Origin of the sequence: Microbacterium dauci, assembly GCF_030065535.1 — a bacterium.
GTDB lineage: Bacteria > Actinomycetota > Actinomycetes > Actinomycetales > Microbacteriaceae > Microbacterium > Microbacterium dauci.
In genome coordinates this window covers 193,698-211,759 of record NZ_JASJND010000006.1, presented here as the reverse complement: position 1 = coordinate 211,759, position 18,062 = coordinate 193,698, and the positions used below count along the sequence as shown (strand labels likewise).

Genomic DNA, 18,062 nt, shown 5'->3' with positions numbered 1-18,062 from the left:
GTCCACCCCTCGAGACCGTGGGAGGATGCTGCTCGTGACGCAGGTGCGGGAGATGACACGGGCAGACTGGGCGGCCGTCGAGGACATCTACCGCGAAGGCATCGAGGCAGGCAACGCGACCTTCGAATCGGCGACGCCGACGTGGGACGCCTTCGATGCGGGCAAACTGCGGTTCGGGCGACTCGTCGCCGTCGACGACACGGGCGGCGTGGTCGGCTGGGTCGCGGCATCCGCCGTCTCGACCCGCGAGGTCTACCGCGGCGTCGTCGAACACTCGGTGTACGTCGCCGAGCGGGCGCACGGCCGCGGCGTCGGGCGCGCCCTGCTGTCCGCGTTCATCGCCGTGTCCGAGCTGCACGGCGTCTGGACGATCCAGTCGAGCGTCTTCGCCGAGAATGCAGCGAGCCTGCACCTGCACGCAACCGCGGGCTTCCGTGAGGTCGGTCGCCGCGAACGCATCGCGCGCGCCGCCGCCGGACCGCACGCCGGTACCTGGCGCGACACGATCCTCATCGAACGCCGCAGCCCCCTCAACGGTCGCGACTGATCTCAGGCCTGGCGGCGCGGGACGAACGCACGCACGAGCCCCAGTCCGATCGCAGCGCCGACGAGCTGCGCTGCGACGAACGGGAGGACGGATGCCGGCGAGATGCCGGCGAAGGTGTCGGTGAACATCCGCCCGACGGTCACCGCCGGGTTGGCGAACGAAGTCGAGCTCGTGAACCAGTACGCGGCACCGATGTACGCCCCGACCGCGGGCGCGACGATCGCTCCTCGCGGAGTGAGCGCGAAGGCGACGAGCACGAGCCCGGCGGTCGCGACCACCTCGGCGAGCAACACACCCCACCCGCCCCGCCCCGTCGTCGAGAACGCGGTCGGCACCTCGAACATGAGGTTCGCGAGCACCGCTCCCCCGACACCGCCGACAAGCTGCGCGCCGACGAAGGCTCCCGCATCACGACCACGGCCGCCGCGGACCGCATCGACCAGCGTGACCACGGGGTTGAAGTGGGCGCCCGAGACAGGGCCGAACACCAGAATCAGCACGGTCAACCCGAACGCCGTGGCGAGGCTGTTGGCGAGCAGTTGCACACCGACATCGTCGGACAATCGGGATGCCGCGACGCCCGAACCCACGACGATCGCGACGAGCAGGCCCGTGCCGAGGGCCTCAGCCGCGGCTGCTCTGATGCGGGATCTGGTGGACATCGTGCTCCTCAGGTTGACGCCCTCACAGTACCTCAACGAAGATTGAGGCAATGACCAGCGAACTCGACGACCTGCACGCGCGCGCCGCACGGCACGCGGCGCTCGGCGACCCCACGCGACTTCGGATCATCGACCTGTTGCGGCTCGGCGACCGCTCGCCGAGCGAGCTCCAGCACCGACTCGATATCAGCTCGAACCTGCTGGCACACCACCTCGGCGTGCTGGCAGAGGCGGGACTCACGAGCCGCTCCCGCTCCGAAGGCGACCGTCGTCGCAGCTACCTGCACCTCATGTCCGCCGCGACCGACGTCGTCGGCGCCCCCATCTCCGTCCGGCGTGTCCTGTTCGTCTGCACCGCCAACTCGGCACGCTCGCAGCTGGCCGAGCACCTGTGGCGCGACCGGAGCGACATCCCCGCAGCATCCGCCGGCACCGTCCCCGCCGAGCGTGTGGCCCCGGGCGCTGTCCGTGTCGCCGCTGCGCACGGCCTCGATCTCTCCCATGCAGTGCCACGCCTGATCGACGAGGTCGCCCACGATGACGACCTGCGCATCGCGGTCTGCGACAACGCGCACGAGCTGCTCGGGGACGGCGACCTGCACTGGTCGGTCCCCGACCCGGCGGCATCCGGCACCGACCGGGCGTTCGAAGCCGCATTCACGGACCTCCGCCGACGCATCGACGTGTTCGCACCCTTCGTCACCGCCGCGTGACCCCAACCCGACAGGAACAACCATGACCCGACCCACCGTGCTGTTCGTCTGCGTGCACAACGCCGGACGGTCCCAGATCGCCGCCGGCTACTTGCAGCACCTCGCCGGCGACCGCATCGACGTCCGATCCGCCGGCTCAGCGCCGAAAGATGCGATCAACCCGGTCGCGATCGCGGTGATGGCCGAAGAGGGCATCGACATCGCGAACGAACAGCCCAAGGTGCTGACCGTCGACGCCGTCCGCGAGTCGGACGCCGTCATCACGATGGGCTGCGGCGACGCGTGCCCGATCTTCCCCGGCAAGCGCTACGAGGACTGGGAGCTCGACGACCCCGCCGGACAGGACGTCGACACGGTCCGCCGCATCCGCGACGAGATCAAGGGTCGGGTCGAGGCGCTCATCGCCAGCCTCGCCTGACACCCCGCGAACACGACGATGCCCCCGACCGAAACGGCCGGGGGCATCATGCGTGCGGGATCAGACGAGCGTCTGCGCGAACGGGTCGAAGTCCGCCGGGACGGCGGGCACCGGTGCGACGGTGCTCTCGATCTCGAGGTACGCGCCGGTCTCGGCCGAAGCCTGCGCCGACAGCAGCACGTCGAGGACGTGGAAGCCGAGCTCGCCGGTCGCCACGTGCGGGCGGTCCTCGGCGATGGCGCGGACCATGTCGAGCACACCGAGACCGCGGCCGACGACCGTGCCCTGCTGCTCGACCTCGATCCACTCCTGCTCGGTCTTCATGCCGTCGCGGAGCACACCGAGCGGCTTCACGTAGGCGGTGCGACCGGCGAACATGTTCGGGTCGGGCAGGACGATCGAGCCCTCGGTGCCGTGGATCTCGACCACGCCGTGACGCTCGAGCGCCGAGTCGAAGCTCACGAGGTGCGTGCCGTGCTGGCCACCCTCGAAGCTCGAGAGCACCTGCACCGACGAGGGAACCTCGACCGGGAAGGTCTCACCCGCGCGGGGACCCGTGTGGATCGTCCGCTCGGTGCGGAAGCGCGACCCGCGCGCGGCCACACCGGCGATCGGGCCGAGCAGGCTGACGAGGGCCGAGAAGTAGTACGGCCCCATGTCGAGCAGCGGACCGGCGCCGTTCGCGAAGAGGAACGCGGGCTCGGGATGCCACAGGTCGGGCCCCTGCGTCTGGAACGCGGTCTGCACGAACAGCGGCTGTCCGATGACACCCTCGTTGATCGCACGCTTGGCGGTCTGGAACCCCGGGCCGAGGATCGTGTCGGGCGCCGAGCCGACGCGGACGCCCTTGGCGGCGGCGTCGGCGAGCAGCTGACGAGCGCCCTCGCGGTCGAGGCCGAGCGGCTTCTCGGTCCAGACGTGCTTGCCCGCGGCGATCGCGGCCGACGAGACCTCGATGTGCACCTGCGGGATCGTCAGGTTGACGACGAGCTCGACGTCGGGGTTCGAGAGGACGTCCTCGAGCGTGCCCCACGCGGGCACGCCGTGCTCTTCGGCCTTCGCCTTGGCACGCTCGGGGATGACGTCACCGATGGCGACGACCTTCACGTCGGGGAACGACGTGAGGTTCTCGAGATAAGTCTGGCTGATGACACCGGCACCGACGATGCCGACTCCGACGGGACCGGTCATGCGATGAACCCACCCTCGCGGAGGAAGGCGTACGACGCGGCGATGTCCTCGAACACGTCGCCCGGAGCCTTGTCGTACTCGATGACGGCGAACTTGATCGCGTCGTTCGCCTGCAGCGCGGCGGCGAGCGGAACCTCGCCGGTGCCGGCGCGGCGCTGGTCGAGCGTGTCGGAGCCGAAGCTCTCGGCGCCGGGAGCCCAGGGGTTCGACGTCGGGACGATGCCGTCCTTGACGTGCACGGCGACGAGGCGCTGTCCGAGCGAGCTGACGAGCGCGGGCACGTCCTGGCCGCCGGTGAGGGCCCAGAACAGGTCGAGCTCGATCTCGACGCGGTCGTCGGTCAGCTCGATGAAGCGCTCGTAGGCACTCTGGCCGCCGAAGTCCGCGACGAACTCCTGCGCGTGGTTGTGGTAGCCGACGGTGAGGCCGAACTCGGCGGCCTTCTCGGCGGCGCGGTTGAGGCGCTCGGCGATGTCGGCGACACCGTCTTCGGTGAGCCAGCGCTCGGGGGCGACGAACGGGTCGATGACCGTCTTGATGCCGATCTCGGCGGCTGCTGCGAACACGACCTCGGGAGCGGGGGTGGGGATCGCACCGTCCGGCGTCCACAGCTCGTCGGAGAGGAGCGGGGCGTGGCCGGTGGGCGAGGCGAGGCCGCTGGCGTCGAGCGCCGCGCGGATCTCAGCGGGCCGGCCGACGAAGTCGAACGCTTCGACGTTGCGCAGGCCGATCGCCGCCAGCTTGTCGAGCGAACCGGACATGTCGGCGCTGAACTCCTTCGCCAGGGAGTACAGCTGCACTGAAGCGAGTGGCAGAGCCATGGAACTTCCTTCGTACGTCGTTGTCGGATGCCGCAGTGCGGCATGGCACGACGATAACACGAAAAACCTCCATGTGGAGGTTTATCCCGGATTCGGGTTACCCTGTCGCCGTGGGAGTCGAAGAGGATGCCGTCATCGGGCGCCGCGGGTTGCAGCCGAAAGGCGTGGCGCGACGTCAGGAGATCCTCGATCGCGCCATCGAGGTGTTTCGCGATCGCGGGGCCGACGGTACATCGCTCCGCAAGATCGCGGAGGCGATCGGCGTCTCGCACGCCGCACTCCTCCACTACTTCGACTCCCGCGAGCAATTGCTCGTCGCCGTGTATGCGCACGCGGAGCATCACCACATCGATCCGCCCGAGCTCGTCGCCGGTATCGACACGATGGTGCACGCGGCGACCCGCAACGTCGAGGTCCCCGGCCTCGTCACGCTCTACTCCACATTGCTCGCGGCATCGCTCGAGAGTCGCAACGAGGTTGGACGCGAGTTCTTCACTAACCGTTTCGAGCGGTTGCGCGGCGAGCTCACCACCAGCCTCCGAGCGCAACAGGAGGAAGGCACGGTCCGCACCGACGTGTCAGCAGAGCACCTCGCGGCGCTGCTCATCGCGGCATCCGATGGTCTGCAGATCCAGTGGCTGCTCGATCCTTCGGTCGGGCTCGAGTCGACGCTCCGCGCGTTCGGGGCGCTGCTGCACCCTCCCGAGTGACCGCTCTGGGATCAGCGGTGGATGCGACGCACCGACACCCGCGCGCTCGCGTACGACCCCGACAGGACACGGTCGGACATCTGCCGGGCGTAGGCTTCACTCAGGTAGCCCGCGCTGCCGTCGGCGGCGATGACCTGCTCCTTCTCGCGCAACAGCCATCCCCATCGGCCATCCGGTCGCTCGTAGACCACGCGCTCCACCATGAGTGCATCCCCCGTCCCCGTGTGCGCAACATGCTAGCGCCGCGGTCTCGCGGGGCGCACCCACCGATCCATACGGGAGTCCCTGCATGACCGCGCCCTCGTCGCCCCGTCTCACCCGCGGCCTGGTCGTCGTGCTGGGCTTCCTCTCGGCGGTCGGCCCGTTCGCGATCGACATGTACCTCGCGTCGTTCACGCAGATCGCTCGGGACTTGGATGCCGCACCGGCGAGCGTCCAGCTCACCCTCACCGCCTTCCTCGCGGGCCTCGGGACGGGCCAGCTCGTGCTCGGCCCGCTGTCCGACACGTGGGGTCGCCGCCCGGTGCTCGTGCTCTCGACCGCTGTCTTCGCTGCGGCGAGCATCGCGCTCGTTTTCTCGCCGAACATCGAGACCTTCATCGCGTTGCGGCTGCTGCAGGGCCTGTCGGGTGCCGCCGGCGTCGTCATCGCGCGAGCGATCGCCGTCGACCTCAGCGAGGGCCGCACTGCGGTCCGTGCGCTGAGCCTCATCGCGACCGTCGGCGGACTCGGTCCGCTCATCGCCCCGCCGATCGGCGGCATCGTCGCCAGTCTCGGCGACTGGCGCGGCGTCCTCGCGGCACTCGCGGCGATCGCCGTCGCGATGGTCGCGTTCGCCTGGTTCGCCGTGCCCGAGTCGCTGCCGCACGAGCACCGGCACACCGGCGGGATGCGGACCACCGCCGCCTCGTTCGCCCACTTCCTGCGCGACCGCGTGTACCTCGGCTACACCGCCGCCTACGCCTGCGGATTCGCGGGCCTCATGGCCTACGTTTCGGCGTCGCCGTTCGTCGGCCAGTCGATCCTCGGCATGTCGCCGCTGCTGTACGGCCTCGGCTTCGCGGCCGGTGGGTCGGCGCTGCTGTTCGCGAACCTCACCAACGCGCGCCTCGCCCCGCGCTACGGTCCGGAGCGGATGCTCGTCATCGGGGCGTCAATCGGGACGACCGCGGCGGTCGTGCTCGTCGCGGCATCCGTCTTCGGATTCCTGTCGATCCCGCTGTTCCTCGTGTGCGCGTTCACCACGATGGGGTCGGCCGGTTTGACCTTCGGCAATACGAGCGCCCTCGGCCTTTCGCGCGCGACGCAGCGCAACCGCGGCGCGGGCGCCGCACTCATGGGCGCGGCACAGTTCGCCGGCGGCGCGGCGGTCACGCCGATCGTCGGGCTCTGGGGCGAGCACACCGCACTGCCGATGGCGTGCGCGATGCTCGTCGGCATCGGCGGCGCGCTCGTGCTCGCGCTCCGGTCGAACGCGGCGCTCCACCGCCGCTGACCGCGCTGGGTCACTCCCCGCGCGAGACCCGCACCATCTCGTCGCGGTCGACGACCTTGATGCGCGCACGCTCGGTCGGCGCACCGAGCGCGATCTCGTGCTCATCGAGGCGGTGCCAGCCATCGAGATCGGTCCAGGCGACCTGGCGCTCGGCGAGGAGTGAGACGATCGCGTCTTCGGACGGGTCCTCGGGCGTCCACCACGACCCCTGGTCGTTGATGAGGTGACGCACGGTCTCCATCGCGTCCGACTTCGTGTGGCCGATGAGGCCCACCGGACCGCGCTTGATCCAGCCCGTCGCGTAGACGCCGGGGACACGCTCGTTCGAGTCCTTGTGCAGGACCTGGCCCTCGTGGTTCGGGATCACGCCATGACGCTTGTCGAACGGCACGTCCGGCAGCGGCGAACCGAAGTAGCCGATCGCCCGGTACACCTGGCCGACCTCGATCTCGCGGAGCTCGCCGGTGCCCTCGACGCCGCCCGAGCCGTCGGGACGCGTCCGCTCGTAGACGATCGCGGCAGTGCGACCCTCGGCATCCGTCTTCACTTCGACCGGACGCGCGTAGAAGTGCAGGTGCAGCCGGCGGCTCGCCTCGCCGCCGGCGTTGTTGACGCTCGGGCGCTGGCGCCACGACTGCAGCACGCGGTCGATGACCATGACCTGTTTGTTCGACGCGATCGCCGCCTTCGACGCCTCGTCGTAGTCGAAGTCCTCGTCGTAGACGACCATGTCGACGTCGCGCAGCTCGCCGAGCTCGCGGAGCTCGAGCGGGGTGAACTTCACCTGTGCGGGACCGCGGCGACCGAACACGTGGACATCGGTGATTGGCGAGGCCTTGAGCCCGTCGTACACGTTCGCCGGAATCTCGGTCGAGAGCAGGTCGTCGGCGTGCTTCGCGAGCACGCGGGCAACGTCGAGCGCGACGTTGCCGTTGCCGAGCACGGCGACGGATGCCGCGTCGAGCGGCCATTCGCGCGGGAAGTCGGGGTGCCCGTCGTACCAGCTCACGAAGTCGGCCGCGCCGAACGAGCCCTCGGCGTCGATGCCCGGGATGTCGAGTTCGGCGTCCTTGATCGCACCGGTCGCGAAGATGACCGCGTTGTAGTGCTTCTTGAGATCGGCGAGGGTGATGTCGGTGCCGAAGCGGACGTTGCCGAAGATGCGGATGTCGCCGCGGTCGAGCACGTCGCGGAGCGCATTGATGATGCCCTTGATGCGCGGGTGGTCGGGGGCGACGCCGTAGCGGACGAGGCCGTACGGGGCGGGGAGGTGGTCGAACAGGTCGATCGAGACGTCGAACTTGCGCTCTGCTTTGAGCAGGATGTCCGCCGCGTAGATGCCGGCGGGTCCCGCGCCGACGATGGCCAGCCGGAGCTTGGTCATGGGTGTCCTTTCCGAAGCCCGCACCGCGAGCGTGATGAAGGTCGGCGTGGCGCCGAGAAGATCAGCTGGAGCGGTCGACCATGACCTGCGCGAAGCGGGTCAGCGACTCACGGACGACGCCGTCGGGCAGCGCGGCGAGGGCGGCAACCGCACGGTCGGCCCACTCGTGGGCGAGCGCGCGCGTCGCCTCGGTGACGGGGTGCTCGCGGAGTGCCGCCAGCGGCTGGTCGAGGATCGCCGGGTCGGCACCGTCCGCGATGCGGGCGACGCCGTCGTCGATCGAGGCCTTGAGCGCGCGCGACGCCGGGTCGGCGGCGCGCCCGAGCAGCAGGTACGGCATGGTCGGCACCCCGGCGCGCAGGTCGGTGCCGGGCACCTTGCCGGTCTCTTCGGGGTCTGCCGACAGGTCGATGACGTCGTCGAGCAGCTGGAAGGCGACGCCCACCCGCTCGCCGAACTCGCGGACGGATGCCGCGTACTCGTCGGGCGCGTCAGAGAAGACGACGCCCGCCTCGGCGGCCGCGGCGATGAGCGAGCCGGTCTTGTCGCTGAGGACCTGCAGGTAGAACTCGACCGGGTCGTCGCCCGCCTGGGCGCCGACGGTCTCGTGCATCTGACCGAGGACGAGTCGTTCGAACGTGTCGGCCTGCATGCGGATCGCCTGCTCGCCGATCGACGCCATGAGCTGGCTTGCGCGCGAGAACAGCAGATCGCCGGTGAGGATCGCGACGTTGTTGCCCCACACCGCGTGGGCGCTCGGCACACCGCGACGGCGATCGGCTTCGTCCATGACGTCGTCGTGGTACAGCGACCCGAGGTGGGTCATCTCGAGCGCGACGGCACCGGCGATGACGTGGTCGGTGACGCCGGACCCGAGCTGCGCGGTCAGGATCGACAGCATCGGGCGCAGCCGCTTGCCGCCCGCTTCGTACAGGTAGCGCGAGGTGACGTCGGCAAGCGCGTCGCCGACCTTCAGCTCTTCGGCCAGTCGCACCTCGACGAGGTCGAGGCCTTCCTCCACCGCCGTGAGGAGCTTTCGCAGTCGCGGACCCGCGAAGATGCGCTCGGTGACACCGAGGCGGCTCGCGAGCTGCGAGCCCGGCGTCGCGGGACGGGGGGTCATGCCTCCAGCGTACCCGGCTCGCCCTCGGACGGGTTCGGCGAGATGCCGCTCCAGGACTTGCGTGCCCGGTGCAGCGCGACGATCCCGAAGCTGAGGTCGCGGTGCTCGACCGACACCCACCCGGCGTCACGGATGCGCCGTGCCAGGGCGACCTGGTCGGGCCAGTCGCGGATCGACTCGTTCAGGTAGTCGTACGCGTCGGCATTGGTGCTGACCGTCTTGGCGACGATCGGCAGCACGCGGTCGTTGTAGAACGAGTAAAGCCCGCGCATGAGCGGCGCCTGCGGGTGCGAGAACTCGCTGATCACGAGCGTGCCGCCAGGCTTGGTCACGCGGAGCATCTCGCGCAGCGCCTGGTCGGGGTCGTTCACGTTTCGCAGGCCGAACGAGATGGTCACGGTGTCGAACTCGGCGTCGGCGAACGGCAGTGCCGTGGCATCCGCTTCGGCGAACGTCAGGTTCGGGATGCCACCGTGCCGGCGACGACCCTCGGCGATCATCCCCGCCGAGAAGTCGGCGGCCACGACCTCGGCGCCCGAGCGCGCGAGCGAGACCGAGCTCGCACCGGTACCGGCGGCGAGGTCGAGGATGCGTTGACCGGCGCGCGGCGCGATCGCACGGGTCGCGGCGATCCGCCAGAGCTTGTCCTGCCCGAGGCTCAGGACGGTGTTGGTGCGGTCGTACCCCGCGGCGACCTCGTCGAACATGCCGCTGACCTTCGCGGGATCTTTGCCCAGATCGGCTCGGGTGGACGCACGGGAGGACTGTTCGGTCACCCGACGAGTCTATGCCGCGGGGGCTGAGCCGAGTCGTGCGCGATCGGCGGCGGATGAGGCTGGGACCGTGACCTCGCCCGCGCCCGACGCCCGCGCTCGATGCCGGCGCTCGGCGGCGGATTAGGCTGGGACGGTGACCTCGCCCGCGCTCGACGCCCCCCGACTGCGCGCCGTCACCCGCCGGATCGAGCCGGTCGAAGACCCCCTCTCGTACGCTCCCGCCGATGACCCGACCGTCTGGTCACGCCGCGGTGACATGCTCGTCGGCTGGGGTCGCGCGGCCGACCTTCCGGCCGGTGCCGACGCCGCCGAGTGGTGGCGCGCGCTGGCCGCAGCCGCCACCGTCGACGACAAGGTGCGACTGCCGGGGTCGGGGCTCGTCGCCTTCGGCGCACTGCCGTTCGACCCGGCTCACAGCACTGCGAGCGCGTCGCTGACCGTGCCGCAGATGATCATCGGTCGCCGCGGCGAAACGAGCTGGGTCACGCATGTCTTCACCGACGGAGAGCCCGAACGCGCCGAACCACAGTCCATCCCGTTCGGCCCCCACTGGTCGGCGACCGTCGGCCCCGGCGCCTGCACGCCCGACGACTACGAGGCGGAGGTGCGCGCCGGACTCGACGCGATCACGTCAGGAGAGGTCGCGAAGGTCGTCCTCGCCCGCGACCTCGTCGGCTCCGTCCCAGCGGACGCCGACCTCCGCCGACTCGTCCGCACGCTCGCCTCGGCCTACCCCGACACCTGGACCTTCGCGGTCGACGGCCTGATCGGCGCGAGCCCCGAAACGCTCGTGACCGTCTCGGGCGGCACTGTGACGGCGCGCGTGCTCGCCGGCACGGCCGCGCGCGGCGCCGACGCGGACGCGGACACCGCGGCATCCGTCGCCCTCGCGACCAGCACGAAGGACCTCGACGAGCACCGGTACGCCGTGCAGAGCGTGCTCGTGGCGCTGCGCGACCACACCACGGCGCTCGTCGCGGAACCCGAGCCGTTCATGCTCAAGCTGCCGAACGTCTGGCACCTGGCGACGGACGTCGAGGGCACCCTGTCGGGGCACGCATCGTCGCTCGACCTCGTCGGCGTGCTGCACCCGACGGCCGCCGTGGCCGGCACCCCGACCCAGACGGCGCTCGAGGTCATCCGACGCATCGAGCCCTTCGACCGCGGTCGCTACGCCGGACCCGTGGGCTGGATCGACGCGAACGGCGACGGCGAGTGGGCGATCGCGCTGCGTTGCGCACAGTTCGACGTGCACGGCCGGGGCGACGGCGGCATCCCGTTCGTGGCGCATGCCGGCGCGGGCATCGTCGCTGGCAGCGACCCCGAGACCGAGATGCTTGAGACCCGGGTGAAATTCCGCCCGATCGTTGACGCCCTGGCCTGATCAGGTCGCGGCGAGGCGGGCCTTCTCGGCCTCGACGTCGAAGTCCGCGGCGGGCCACTGCGGATCGATCCGCTCGAGCGCGTCGAGCAAGAGCGCCTGGACGGCGAGGCGGGCGTACCACTTCGCGTTCGCGGGAACGACGAACCACGGCGCGGCCTCGGTCGCGGTGCGGTCGAACACCGCCTGGTAGGCGTCCATGTACTGCGGCCAGCGCTGCCGCTCGTCGACGTCACCGGGGTTGTACTTCCAGTGCTTGTCGGGCCGGTCGAGCCGTTCCTGCAGGCGCGTCTTCTGCTCGTCGTGCGAGATGTGCAGCATCACCTTGACGATGTGGACGCCGCCCTCGGTCAGCCGCCGCTCGAAGTCGGCGATCGCGCCGTACCGCCGTTCGATCTCGTCAGGCGCGGCGAGCTCGCGCACCCGTCCGATGAGCACGTCTTCGTAGTGCGAGCGGTCGAAGACGCCGATGTACCCCGCCTTCGGCACCTCCTTCTCGATGCGCCACAGGAAGTCGTGCGCGAGTTCCTCGTCGCTCGGCTTCTTGAACGCCTTCAGGTGCACGCCCTGCGGATCGGTCGCCCCGATCACGTGCCGGACGATGCCGCCCTTGCCTGCCGAGTCCATCGCCTGGAGCACGAGCAGCAGCGACGGCGCACCGTCGTCAAGACGGCTCTGCGCGAAGAGCCGTTCCTGCAGCTCATCGAACTGCGCGGCGCCCGACGCAAGGTCCTTCTCCCCCGCCTTCTTGCCACCCTCGTATCCGGGTGTCGAATCGGGATCGACGTCGCTGAGGCGGAAGCCGGGGCCGACGCGCAGCACCTCCGCGGGATCGGCGGACCAGTGGTGCTGACTCGTCGCTGTCATGCACCCCATCCTGGCGCGGCCTCGCCCTGCGCGGAAGATCCGGGCGGCGCACGGACGGTGCGGGTGGTGCGGTGCGCAGGTGCTGGTGGTGCGGGTGGTCCGCATGTGCGGCGTGCGCGCGGGGCGGCATCCCCTGCCGACATCATGTGCTCTCGCCGAAGCGACACGATCTGCGCGCGCACGACGTGTGCGTTCGACGAGAGGACATGATCTCGACAGTGGGTGGATGTTGCAGGCGTGTGGATGCCGCGTCGGCGAGGGGATGCGGTGACGGCGATCAGCGTGCGAGCGGGACCTCGATGAGTTGGCGTCCGCCGACAGGCGACGTCAACGCCTGGTCGAGTGCTCCGCGAGTCGTCACCCGCAGGTACTCCCAGCCATAGGCACGGGCGATCTCCTCGAGCCGCACTGTGTGCGGCGTGAACAGCACGCGGTCGAACGCCTCGGCATCTGCCACCTGCGCCACTTCGAGCCCGTCGAAGATCGTGCCACCGCCGTCGTTGCCCACCACCACCTGGATGCGCGGCTCGGCCTCGGCCGGCGGCAGCAGCAGCGCGCCGACGTCGTGGAGGAAGGCGAGGTCGCCGAGCAGCACGCGCGTCACACCGGGCGACCCGGCGGCCTGCGACGCCGCCGCGATACCGAGACTCGTCGCGATCGTGCCGTCGATGCCGGCGAGGCCGCGGTTCGCGTGCACCGGCACCTTCTTGCCGCCGAGGAGCTGGTCGGCGACGCGCACGAGGCGGGACGACCCGAAGACGAGCCGGTCGTGCGGCCAGGTCGCACGCCACACCGCATCGACGAGCGCGGCACGGTCGATCGGCGCACGGATCGCGCCGAGCTCCGCTGTCATCGCCGCCTGCCGTTCGGCCGGATCGGTGGATGCCAGCCCGTCGGCGTCCGGCGCGGCCGGGCTGAGGTCGACGGCGAGGTCGCGCGATGCGCGCAGCCACTCCCCCAGCCACTCTCGGTCGGCGGAGCCGGGCTCCACCGCGAGTGCGTCGACGGGGATCGTCACGCCGTTCAGGTTCAGCGGTTCGCCGGGGCCGCGGACGGCGATGACCTCGATATCGTCGCGGCGCAACAGGGCCGTGACCTCGCGGCTGAGCGTCGGGTGACCGAAGACGACGGCACGCTCGACGCGGCCGCCGAGCGCGGGCTCGCGCAGCAGTTCGCGGTAGCCGTGGACCAGGTGACGCCCGTACCGGGCTCCGCTGACGATCTCGGCGATGAGTGGGAACGCGCCCGCGTGTGCGAGCACCTCGGCCGCGGCGCCGGCGTCAGCGCCCGCGACGACGACGGTGCGCGGGCCGCGCGGGAGGAGGGTCGACGCGTCGGCGTCGTCGGGGACGTCGGCGTCACCGATACCGCCACCACCCTGGTAGTGCGCGCCCCAGGCTTCATCCGGGGCGTCTGCGTCGGCCTCGGGGTCCGCTTCGATGACGGGCGCTGCGGGCTCCGGTGCGGCCAGCCACGCGGGGATCGTCCCGGCGAGCGGCTCGCGGTACGGCAGGTTGAGGTGGGCAGGACCGGCGGCACGGTTCCCGGCACCGAGCGCGGCGTCGACCGCGGCATCCGCCACCGCAGCGAGCGAAGCGACGACGTCACCGTCCTCGTCGGTCGTCTCGGGGACGGGCAGGTCGGCCTCGAACCGCACGTACGACGTGAACATGCCGGGCTGCCGCGTGGTCTGGTTCGCGCCGACGCCACGGAGTTCGGGCGGCCGATCGGCGGTCAGCAGCAGCAGCGGCACGCCTGCGTGGTGGGCTTCGAGCGCGGCGGGCAGCAGGTTGGCGACGGCGGTGCCAGACGTGCAGACGACCGCCGCGGGCAGCCCCGTCTCGCGTGCGATACCGAGGGCGGTGAAACCGGCGACCCGCTCGTCGATGCGGACATGCACCTGCAGCGCGCCGCGGCGCTCGAGCTCCGCGGCCACCAGCGCGAGGGCCTGCGAACGCGATCCGGGCGAGAGGACGAGGTGACGGATGCCGCGTGCGACGAGCCGCTGCAGGAGCGCGGCCGCGGCATCGGTGGCCGGAACGCGCTGATCCGGTGCGGGCGTCGTCATGTCAGGCGCGGCCGCCGCGGGCGGATTCGTCGCTGTCGTCGTCTCCGGGAGTCGGGTCGTCCTGTTCAGGTGCGGCGTGCGGCCGATCGCGGGGATCGTCGGCGTCGGCGTCGAGCGCGGCGAGCTCCTCCTCGAGGCGGCGGATGCGCTCGTCCTGGTCAGCGGTGAGCGCGATGCTGCCGAGGAACTCGGGGTTGTCGTCGGGCGCCTGGAACCGGGGGGCCGTCGAGCGACGGGTGCGACCGATGGCGAACCAGAGGATGCCGCCGAGCACCGGCAGCAGCACGACGATGAGCAGCCAGATCGGCTTGCTCACTCCGCGGTGACGTGTCGGCGGCTGCAACGCACAATCGACGATGCTGTAGACCCAGACGACGGCCAGCAGCAGCGCCAGAACAAGGTACACGCGCGCCATGCACCCATCCTAGGTGCCGCTCCCGGGCGTGGGCTGTGTACCGGCGCCCGCCGTAGAATGGCGGCATGCGTGCCCGGTCAGCCTTCGTCTACTCGCTGCTGCGGCTGCTCGCCTTCTTCGTGCCGTTCGGCATCATGATGCTGTTCCCGGTGCTGCGCGAGCAGTACTGGCTCGCGGCGATCTTCGCCGCGCTCATCGGCCTCAGCCTGTCGATGCTGTTCCTGCGCCGCCCGCTCGACGACGTCTCGACGGGCCTGTCCGAGCGCCGCGACGAGCGTCGTCGCGCCGCGAGCGACGAGGCCGTCGAGGACGCCGCCTCGGAGTAGCCCGCCCGAGTGGGCGCGGCGGGTCAGCCGATGTATGCCCAGAGCAGGAACGCGCTGTAGCCGACCGACGCGAGCGAGCTCAGCTGGAGCGCGACGATGAGTTCGCGCGGCGTCCGGTACGTCCACACGATGAGCGTCGCCGACAGCGTGGCCAGCAGCACGAGCAAGCTGAGCCATGCGATCGGGTAGAACTGCGCGATCAGCGCGGCGATCACGAACGGCAGCAGCATGAGCACCGTGTAGAGCACCTGCGAGCCGCGCCGGCCGATCAGCACGCTCAGCGTGCGCTTGCCGGCGACCTTGTCCTGCGCGATGTCGCGGAGGTTGTTCGTCACGAGCACGCCGCAGGCGAGGAACCCGACCGCGATCGCGGCGAGCCACGACTCCCACGGCACCGCGCCGACCTGGACGAACGTGGTGCCGGTCGTCGCGACGAGACCGAAGAACACGAAGACGAACAGCTCACCGAGACCGGCGTACCCGTAGGGACGCTTGCCGCCGGTGTAGAACCAGGCGGCGACGATGCAGACGGCGCCGACGAGCAGCATCCACCAGTGCTGCGTGCGGATGACGACGGCGACGCCGACGAGCGCGGCGATGCCGAAGAAGATGAGCGCCGCGGTCAGGACCGCGCGAGGCTTCACGCGTCCCGACGCGGTCAGGCGGGCCGGCCCGACGCGGTGGTCATCGGTGCCGCGGATGCCGTCGCTGTAGTCATTCGCGAAGTTGACGCCGATCTGCAGCGCCACCGCGACGACGAGACAGCACAGCGCGAGCACCCAGTGGAACAGCCCGTCGATGACCATCGCGGCGCCCGTGCCCACGAGGACAGGGCTGATCGCGAGCGGCAGCGTCCGCAGGCGCGCTGCACCGATCCAATCTCGCGCCGTGACGGGCGCGAGCTTCTGCGGAGCTGCGGTCACCTTCGGCTTCGCGGGGTTGCCGGAGCGGCGGACGGGACGGGACGGAGTGCGCTTTCGGGATGCCACGAGCAGTGATCCTATTCCCCGCGTGTGCGCGCATCCATGCGGTCGGCCCAGGCCTGTCGCAGCGCCACACGGTCGGGCTTGCCGCTCGGCAGCCGCGGGATCTCGTCGACCACGAGCAGGGCGCGCGGCCGCGCCGGTGCACCCGCGGCGTCGCCGACGGCGTCGCGGAGCTCCGAGAGGACGTCCGACACGTGTCGCTCGGCGAGCGCGCTGCGCGCGATGACGACGACGGATGCTTCACCCCAGCGCTTGTCCGCGACGGGGATGACGACCGCGGCATCCAGTCCGGGGAGCGTCCGCACGATCCGTTCGACGCGGTCCAGCGAGACGTTCACGCCGCCCGAGACGATGACGTTGTCGAGACGTCCGGTCACCCGCACGAGGCCCGCCTCGAACGTGCCGGCGTCGCCGGTGCGGTACCAGCGCGTGCCCTCCGCGTCGCGGACGAACACCTCGTCGGTGCGTTCCGGCTCGCCGAGGTACCCGTCGGCGAGCATCGCGCCGGTCAGCTGCAGCTCACCGTCGACGACGCGGATCCCGACACCGTCGAGCGGGACGCCGTCGTACACGCAACCGCCGCTCGTCTCGCTCGACCCGTAGGTGCGGACCACGCGAACGCCCAGTGCGGCGGCGCGCTCGGCGAGCGCGGGCGGCAGCGCCTGCCCGCCGACGAGGATCGCCTCGAAGCCGCGCAGCTCGGCGGCGACCGCGGCATCCGCTTCGCCCGCCGTCACGAGGTCGGACAGCTGCGTCGGCACGAGTGAGGTGAAGCGGGGCACCGGGGTGCCGCCCACGCTCGAGCGCATGGAGGCGGCGACGGCAGTGAACGCGTCGACAGAGAACGCGCCCGACAGCAGCGAGGGTTCGTGCCCGGCGAGGAGGCTGCGCACGAGCACCTGCGCTCCGGCGATGTACGTCGGCGGCAGCGCGAGCAGCCATGCCCCCTCGCCGATGCGGCCGGCAGTCGCCGTCGCGCTCGCGATGAGCGCCGAGCGGCTGAGCACGACGCGCTTCGGGATGCCGCTCGACCCGGACGTCGCCACGACGAGCGCCGTCCCACCGGGGACCTGCTCGACCGGCTGGCGGGTGTCACCGAGCGCGAGCGCCGGACCCGCGCCGTCGAGCGTCGCGCGGAGGCCGCGGAGGACGTCGCGCGGCTCGGCGCCGACGGTGATGAGGTCGCGCATCGCGACGCTCAGAAGTGGTACGGGTAGGGCGACCAGTCGGGGTCGCGCTTCTCGAGGAACGCGTCGCGGCCCTCGACGGCCTCATCGGTGCCGTATGCGAGGCGGGTCGCCTCGCCCGCGAAGACCTGCTGACCGACCATGCCGTCATCGATCGCGTTGAACGCGAACTTCAGCATGCGGATCGCGGTCGGCGACTTGCCGAGAATCGTCCGCGCCATCGAGATCGCCTCGCGCTCGAGGTCGGCGTGCGGCACGACCCGATTCACGGCGCCCATCTCGTACGCGCGCTGCGCCGAGTACTCCTCGGCGAGGAAGAACACCTCGCGGGCGACCTTCTGGCCGACCTGGCGGGCCATGTACGCGGACCCGTACCCGGCGTCGAACGATCCGACGTCGGCATCCGTCTGCTTGAACTTGCCGTGCTCGGCGCTCGCGATCGAGAGGTCGCAGACGATGTGCAGCGAGTGCCCGCCGCCTGCCGCCCAGCCCGGGATCACGGCGATGACGACCTTCGGCATGAAGCGGATGAGCCGCTGCACTTCGAGGATGTGCAGGCGTCCCGCGCGGGCGGGGTCGTGGACGGCGGTCTCGTCGTCGGAGTACTTGTAGCCGTCGCGGCCGCGGATGCGCTGGTCGCCGCCCGAGCAGAACGCCCAGCCGCCGTCCTTCGTGCTCGGCCCGTTGCCGGTGAGGAGCACGACGCCGACCTTCGGGTCTTGCCGCGCGATGTCGAGGGCGCGGTACAGCTCGTCGACGGTGTGCGGCCGGAATGCGTTGCGTACCTCGGGTCGGTCGAACGCGATCCGCGCGATGCGGCCGTCGTGCGAGACGTGCGCGGTGATGTCGGTGTAGCCCTCGGCGCCGGGCGCCAGGGTCCACTCCGCCGGGTCGAAGAGCTCGGAGACGGTCACGCCGCCAGCCTACGCGCGTGGGGAGTGTCGTTCGCCGGGCGTTCACGGTCTGGGCGGCGCCGCGAGGCCGGCGGGCGT

General features: G+C 71.0%; 20 protein-coding genes. 7 read left to right on the top strand and 13 right to left on the bottom strand.

All coding sequences use genetic code 11. From position 1 onward, the window contains the following. Positions 1-25: 25 nt before the first annotated feature. A complete protein-coding gene (locus QNI14_RS09790; protein WP_283716413.1) occupies positions 26-547 on the top strand; it encodes a GNAT family N-acetyltransferase in 522 nt (173 codons plus the stop codon). A 2-nt stretch (positions 548-549) separates the two neighbouring features. On the opposite strand, the gene QNI14_RS09785 is transcribed toward QNI14_RS09790, so the two are convergent. Beyond that, positions 550-1,209, bottom strand: a complete 660-nt coding sequence (locus tag QNI14_RS09785; RefSeq protein ID WP_283716412.1) for an aquaporin — start codon at positions 1,207-1,209, stop codon at positions 550-552. 50 nt (positions 1,210-1,259) lie between these two features. Between QNI14_RS09785 and QNI14_RS09780 the strand changes: the two genes are divergently transcribed. Both QNI14_RS09780 and QNI14_RS09775 read left to right on the top strand, forming a co-directional pair. Further along, entirely contained in the window at positions 1,260-1,922 is a 663-nt protein-coding gene (locus QNI14_RS09780; RefSeq protein WP_283716411.1) for an arsenate reductase/protein-tyrosine-phosphatase family protein, read from the top strand. A 22-nt stretch (positions 1,923-1,944) separates the two neighbouring features. Next, the gene (locus QNI14_RS09775; protein ID WP_283716410.1) at positions 1,945-2,340 is read left to right on the top strand and encodes an arsenate reductase ArsC; all 396 of its coding nucleotides are present in this window, start codon (positions 1,945-1,947) and stop codon (positions 2,338-2,340) included. A 60-nt stretch (positions 2,341-2,400) separates the two neighbouring features. On the opposite strand, the gene QNI14_RS09770 is transcribed toward QNI14_RS09775, so the two are convergent. Then, a complete protein-coding gene (locus tag QNI14_RS09770; protein WP_283716409.1) occupies positions 2,401-3,531 on the bottom strand; it encodes a Gfo/Idh/MocA family protein in 1,131 nt (376 codons plus the stop codon). Then, the gene (locus tag QNI14_RS09765; RefSeq protein ID WP_283716408.1) at positions 3,528-4,352 is read right to left on the bottom strand and encodes a sugar phosphate isomerase/epimerase family protein; all 825 of its coding nucleotides are present in this window, start codon (positions 4,350-4,352) and stop codon (positions 3,528-3,530) included. The genes QNI14_RS09770 and QNI14_RS09765 overlap by 4 nt, the downstream gene beginning before the upstream one ends. A gap of 71 nt (positions 4,353-4,423) precedes the next feature. Between QNI14_RS09765 and QNI14_RS09760 the strand changes: the two genes are divergently transcribed. After that, on the top strand, positions 4,424-5,062 hold the full coding sequence (locus tag QNI14_RS09760; RefSeq protein ID WP_430539267.1) for a TetR/AcrR family transcriptional regulator: 639 nt from the start codon (positions 4,424-4,426) through the stop codon (positions 5,060-5,062). A gap of 11 nt (positions 5,063-5,073) precedes the next feature. On the opposite strand, the gene QNI14_RS09755 is transcribed toward QNI14_RS09760, so the two are convergent. Further along, positions 5,074-5,265 (bottom strand): hypothetical protein, encoded by a 192-nt coding sequence (locus tag QNI14_RS09755; protein WP_283716406.1) that lies wholly within the window; start codon positions 5,263-5,265, stop codon positions 5,074-5,076. Positions 5,266-5,351: 86 nt separating this feature from the next. Here QNI14_RS09755 and QNI14_RS09750 point away from each other — a divergent pair, with 86 nt between their 5' ends. After that, a complete protein-coding gene (locus tag QNI14_RS09750) occupies positions 5,352-6,557 on the top strand; it encodes a multidrug effflux MFS transporter (RefSeq protein ID WP_283716405.1) in 1,206 nt (401 codons plus the stop codon). 10 nt (positions 6,558-6,567) lie between these two features. On the opposite strand, the gene QNI14_RS09745 is transcribed toward QNI14_RS09750, so the two are convergent. The 3 genes from QNI14_RS09745 to ubiE all read right to left on the bottom strand — a co-directional run bounded on the left by QNI14_RS09745 (position 6,568) and on the right by ubiE (position 9,840). Then, positions 6,568-7,941, bottom strand: a complete 1,374-nt coding sequence (locus QNI14_RS09745) for an FAD-dependent oxidoreductase (RefSeq protein ID WP_283716404.1) — start codon at positions 7,939-7,941, stop codon at positions 6,568-6,570. Between the two features lie 61 nt (positions 7,942-8,002). Further along, a complete protein-coding gene (locus QNI14_RS09740) occupies positions 8,003-9,064 on the bottom strand; it encodes a polyprenyl synthetase family protein (RefSeq protein WP_283716403.1) in 1,062 nt (353 codons plus the stop codon). Next, positions 9,061-9,840 (bottom strand): bifunctional demethylmenaquinone methyltransferase/2-methoxy-6-polyprenyl-1,4-benzoquinol methylase UbiE, encoded by a 780-nt coding sequence (ubiE, locus tag QNI14_RS09735; RefSeq protein WP_283716402.1) that lies wholly within the window; start codon positions 9,838-9,840, stop codon positions 9,061-9,063. The genes QNI14_RS09740 and ubiE overlap by 4 nt, the downstream gene beginning before the upstream one ends. Positions 9,841-9,973: 133 nt before the next feature. On the opposite strand from ubiE, the gene QNI14_RS09730 reads away from it, so the two are divergent. Beyond that, a complete protein-coding gene (locus QNI14_RS09730) occupies positions 9,974-11,224 on the top strand; it encodes an isochorismate synthase (RefSeq protein ID WP_283716401.1) in 1,251 nt (416 codons plus the stop codon). Here QNI14_RS09730 and QNI14_RS09725 read toward each other — a convergent pair whose 3' ends face one another. From QNI14_RS09725 to QNI14_RS09715, 3 genes are all read right to left on the bottom strand, one after another. Further along, positions 11,225-12,088 carry a polyphosphate kinase 2 family protein gene (locus QNI14_RS09725; RefSeq protein ID WP_283716400.1) on the bottom strand — a complete coding sequence of 288 codons (864 nt, stop codon included), beginning with the start codon at positions 12,086-12,088 and terminating at the stop codon, positions 11,225-11,227. It abuts the gene before it with no gap. 277 nt (positions 12,089-12,365) lie between these two features. Continuing rightward, positions 12,366-14,156 carry a 2-succinyl-5-enolpyruvyl-6-hydroxy-3-cyclohexene-1-carboxylic-acid synthase gene (gene menD / locus QNI14_RS09720; RefSeq protein WP_283716399.1) on the bottom strand — a complete coding sequence of 597 codons (1,791 nt, stop codon included), beginning with the start codon at positions 14,154-14,156 and terminating at the stop codon, positions 12,366-12,368. A 1-nt stretch (position 14,157) separates the two neighbouring features. Continuing rightward, on the bottom strand, positions 14,158-14,571 hold the full coding sequence (locus QNI14_RS09715) for a PLDc N-terminal domain-containing protein (RefSeq protein ID WP_283716398.1): 414 nt from the start codon (positions 14,569-14,571) through the stop codon (positions 14,158-14,160). 65 nt (positions 14,572-14,636) lie between these two features. On the opposite strand from QNI14_RS09715, the gene QNI14_RS09710 reads away from it, so the two are divergent. Then, positions 14,637-14,897: a DUF4229 domain-containing protein gene (locus tag QNI14_RS09710; RefSeq protein ID WP_283716397.1), complete on the top strand. Its 261-nt coding sequence runs from the start codon at positions 14,637-14,639 to the stop codon at positions 14,895-14,897. 23 nt (positions 14,898-14,920) lie between these two features. Here the strand turns inward: QNI14_RS09710 and QNI14_RS09705 are convergent, their stop codons facing one another. Genes QNI14_RS09705 through QNI14_RS09695 form a run of 3 tightly spaced genes read right to left on the bottom strand, consistent with a single transcriptional unit; the run spans position 14,921 to position 17,984 of the window. Then, positions 14,921-15,892: a 1,4-dihydroxy-2-naphthoate polyprenyltransferase gene (locus QNI14_RS09705; protein WP_430539274.1), complete on the bottom strand. Its 972-nt coding sequence runs from the start codon at positions 15,890-15,892 to the stop codon at positions 14,921-14,923. A 5-nt stretch (positions 15,893-15,897) separates the two neighbouring features. Beyond that, on the bottom strand, positions 15,898-17,073 hold the full coding sequence (locus QNI14_RS09700; protein WP_283716395.1) for an AMP-binding protein: 1,176 nt from the start codon (positions 17,071-17,073) through the stop codon (positions 15,898-15,900). An 8-nt stretch (positions 17,074-17,081) separates the two neighbouring features. After that, the gene (locus QNI14_RS09695) at positions 17,082-17,984 is read right to left on the bottom strand and encodes a 1,4-dihydroxy-2-naphthoyl-CoA synthase (protein WP_283716394.1); all 903 of its coding nucleotides are present in this window, start codon (positions 17,982-17,984) and stop codon (positions 17,082-17,084) included. Positions 17,985-18,062: the final 78 nt, after the last annotated feature.

Coding starts and splice junctions, on each gene's coding strand:
- QNI14_RS09790 (WP_283716413.1), top strand. CDS start 26: ATGCTGCTCGTGACGCAGGTGCGGGAGATGACACGGGCAGACTGGGCG.
- QNI14_RS09785 (WP_283716412.1), bottom strand. CDS start 1,209: ATGTCCACCAGATCCCGCATCAGAGCAGCCGCGGCTGAGGCCCTCGGC.
- QNI14_RS09780 (WP_283716411.1), top strand. CDS start 1,260: ATGACCAGCGAACTCGACGACCTGCACGCGCGCGCCGCACGGCACGCG.
- QNI14_RS09775 (WP_283716410.1), top strand. CDS start 1,945: ATGACCCGACCCACCGTGCTGTTCGTCTGCGTGCACAACGCCGGACGG.
- QNI14_RS09770 (WP_283716409.1), bottom strand. CDS start 3,531: ATGACCGGTCCCGTCGGAGTCGGCATCGTCGGTGCCGGTGTCATCAGC.
- QNI14_RS09765 (WP_283716408.1), bottom strand. CDS start 4,352: ATGGCTCTGCCACTCGCTTCAGTGCAGCTGTACTCCCTGGCGAAGGAG.
- QNI14_RS09760 (WP_430539267.1), top strand. CDS start 4,424: ATGTGGAGGTTTATCCCGGATTCGGGTTACCCTGTCGCCGTGGGAGTC.
- QNI14_RS09755 (WP_283716406.1), bottom strand. CDS start 5,265: ATGGTGGAGCGCGTGGTCTACGAGCGACCGGATGGCCGATGGGGATGG.
- QNI14_RS09750 (WP_283716405.1), top strand. CDS start 5,352: ATGACCGCGCCCTCGTCGCCCCGTCTCACCCGCGGCCTGGTCGTCGTG.
- QNI14_RS09745 (WP_283716404.1), bottom strand. CDS start 7,941: ATGACCAAGCTCCGGCTGGCCATCGTCGGCGCGGGACCCGCCGGCATC.
- QNI14_RS09740 (WP_283716403.1), bottom strand. CDS start 9,064: ATGACCCCCCGTCCCGCGACGCCGGGCTCGCAGCTCGCGAGCCGCCTC.
- QNI14_RS09725 (WP_283716400.1), bottom strand. CDS start 12,088: ATGACAGCGACGAGTCAGCACCACTGGTCCGCCGATCCCGCGGAGGTG.
- menD (WP_283716399.1), bottom strand. CDS start 14,156: ATGACGACGCCCGCACCGGATCAGCGCGTTCCGGCCACCGATGCCGCG.
- QNI14_RS09715 (WP_283716398.1), bottom strand. CDS start 14,571: ATGGCGCGCGTGTACCTTGTTCTGGCGCTGCTGCTGGCCGTCGTCTGG.
- QNI14_RS09710 (WP_283716397.1), top strand. CDS start 14,637: ATGCGTGCCCGGTCAGCCTTCGTCTACTCGCTGCTGCGGCTGCTCGCC.
- QNI14_RS09700 (WP_283716395.1), bottom strand. CDS start 17,073: ATGCGCGACCTCATCACCGTCGGCGCCGAGCCGCGCGACGTCCTCCGC.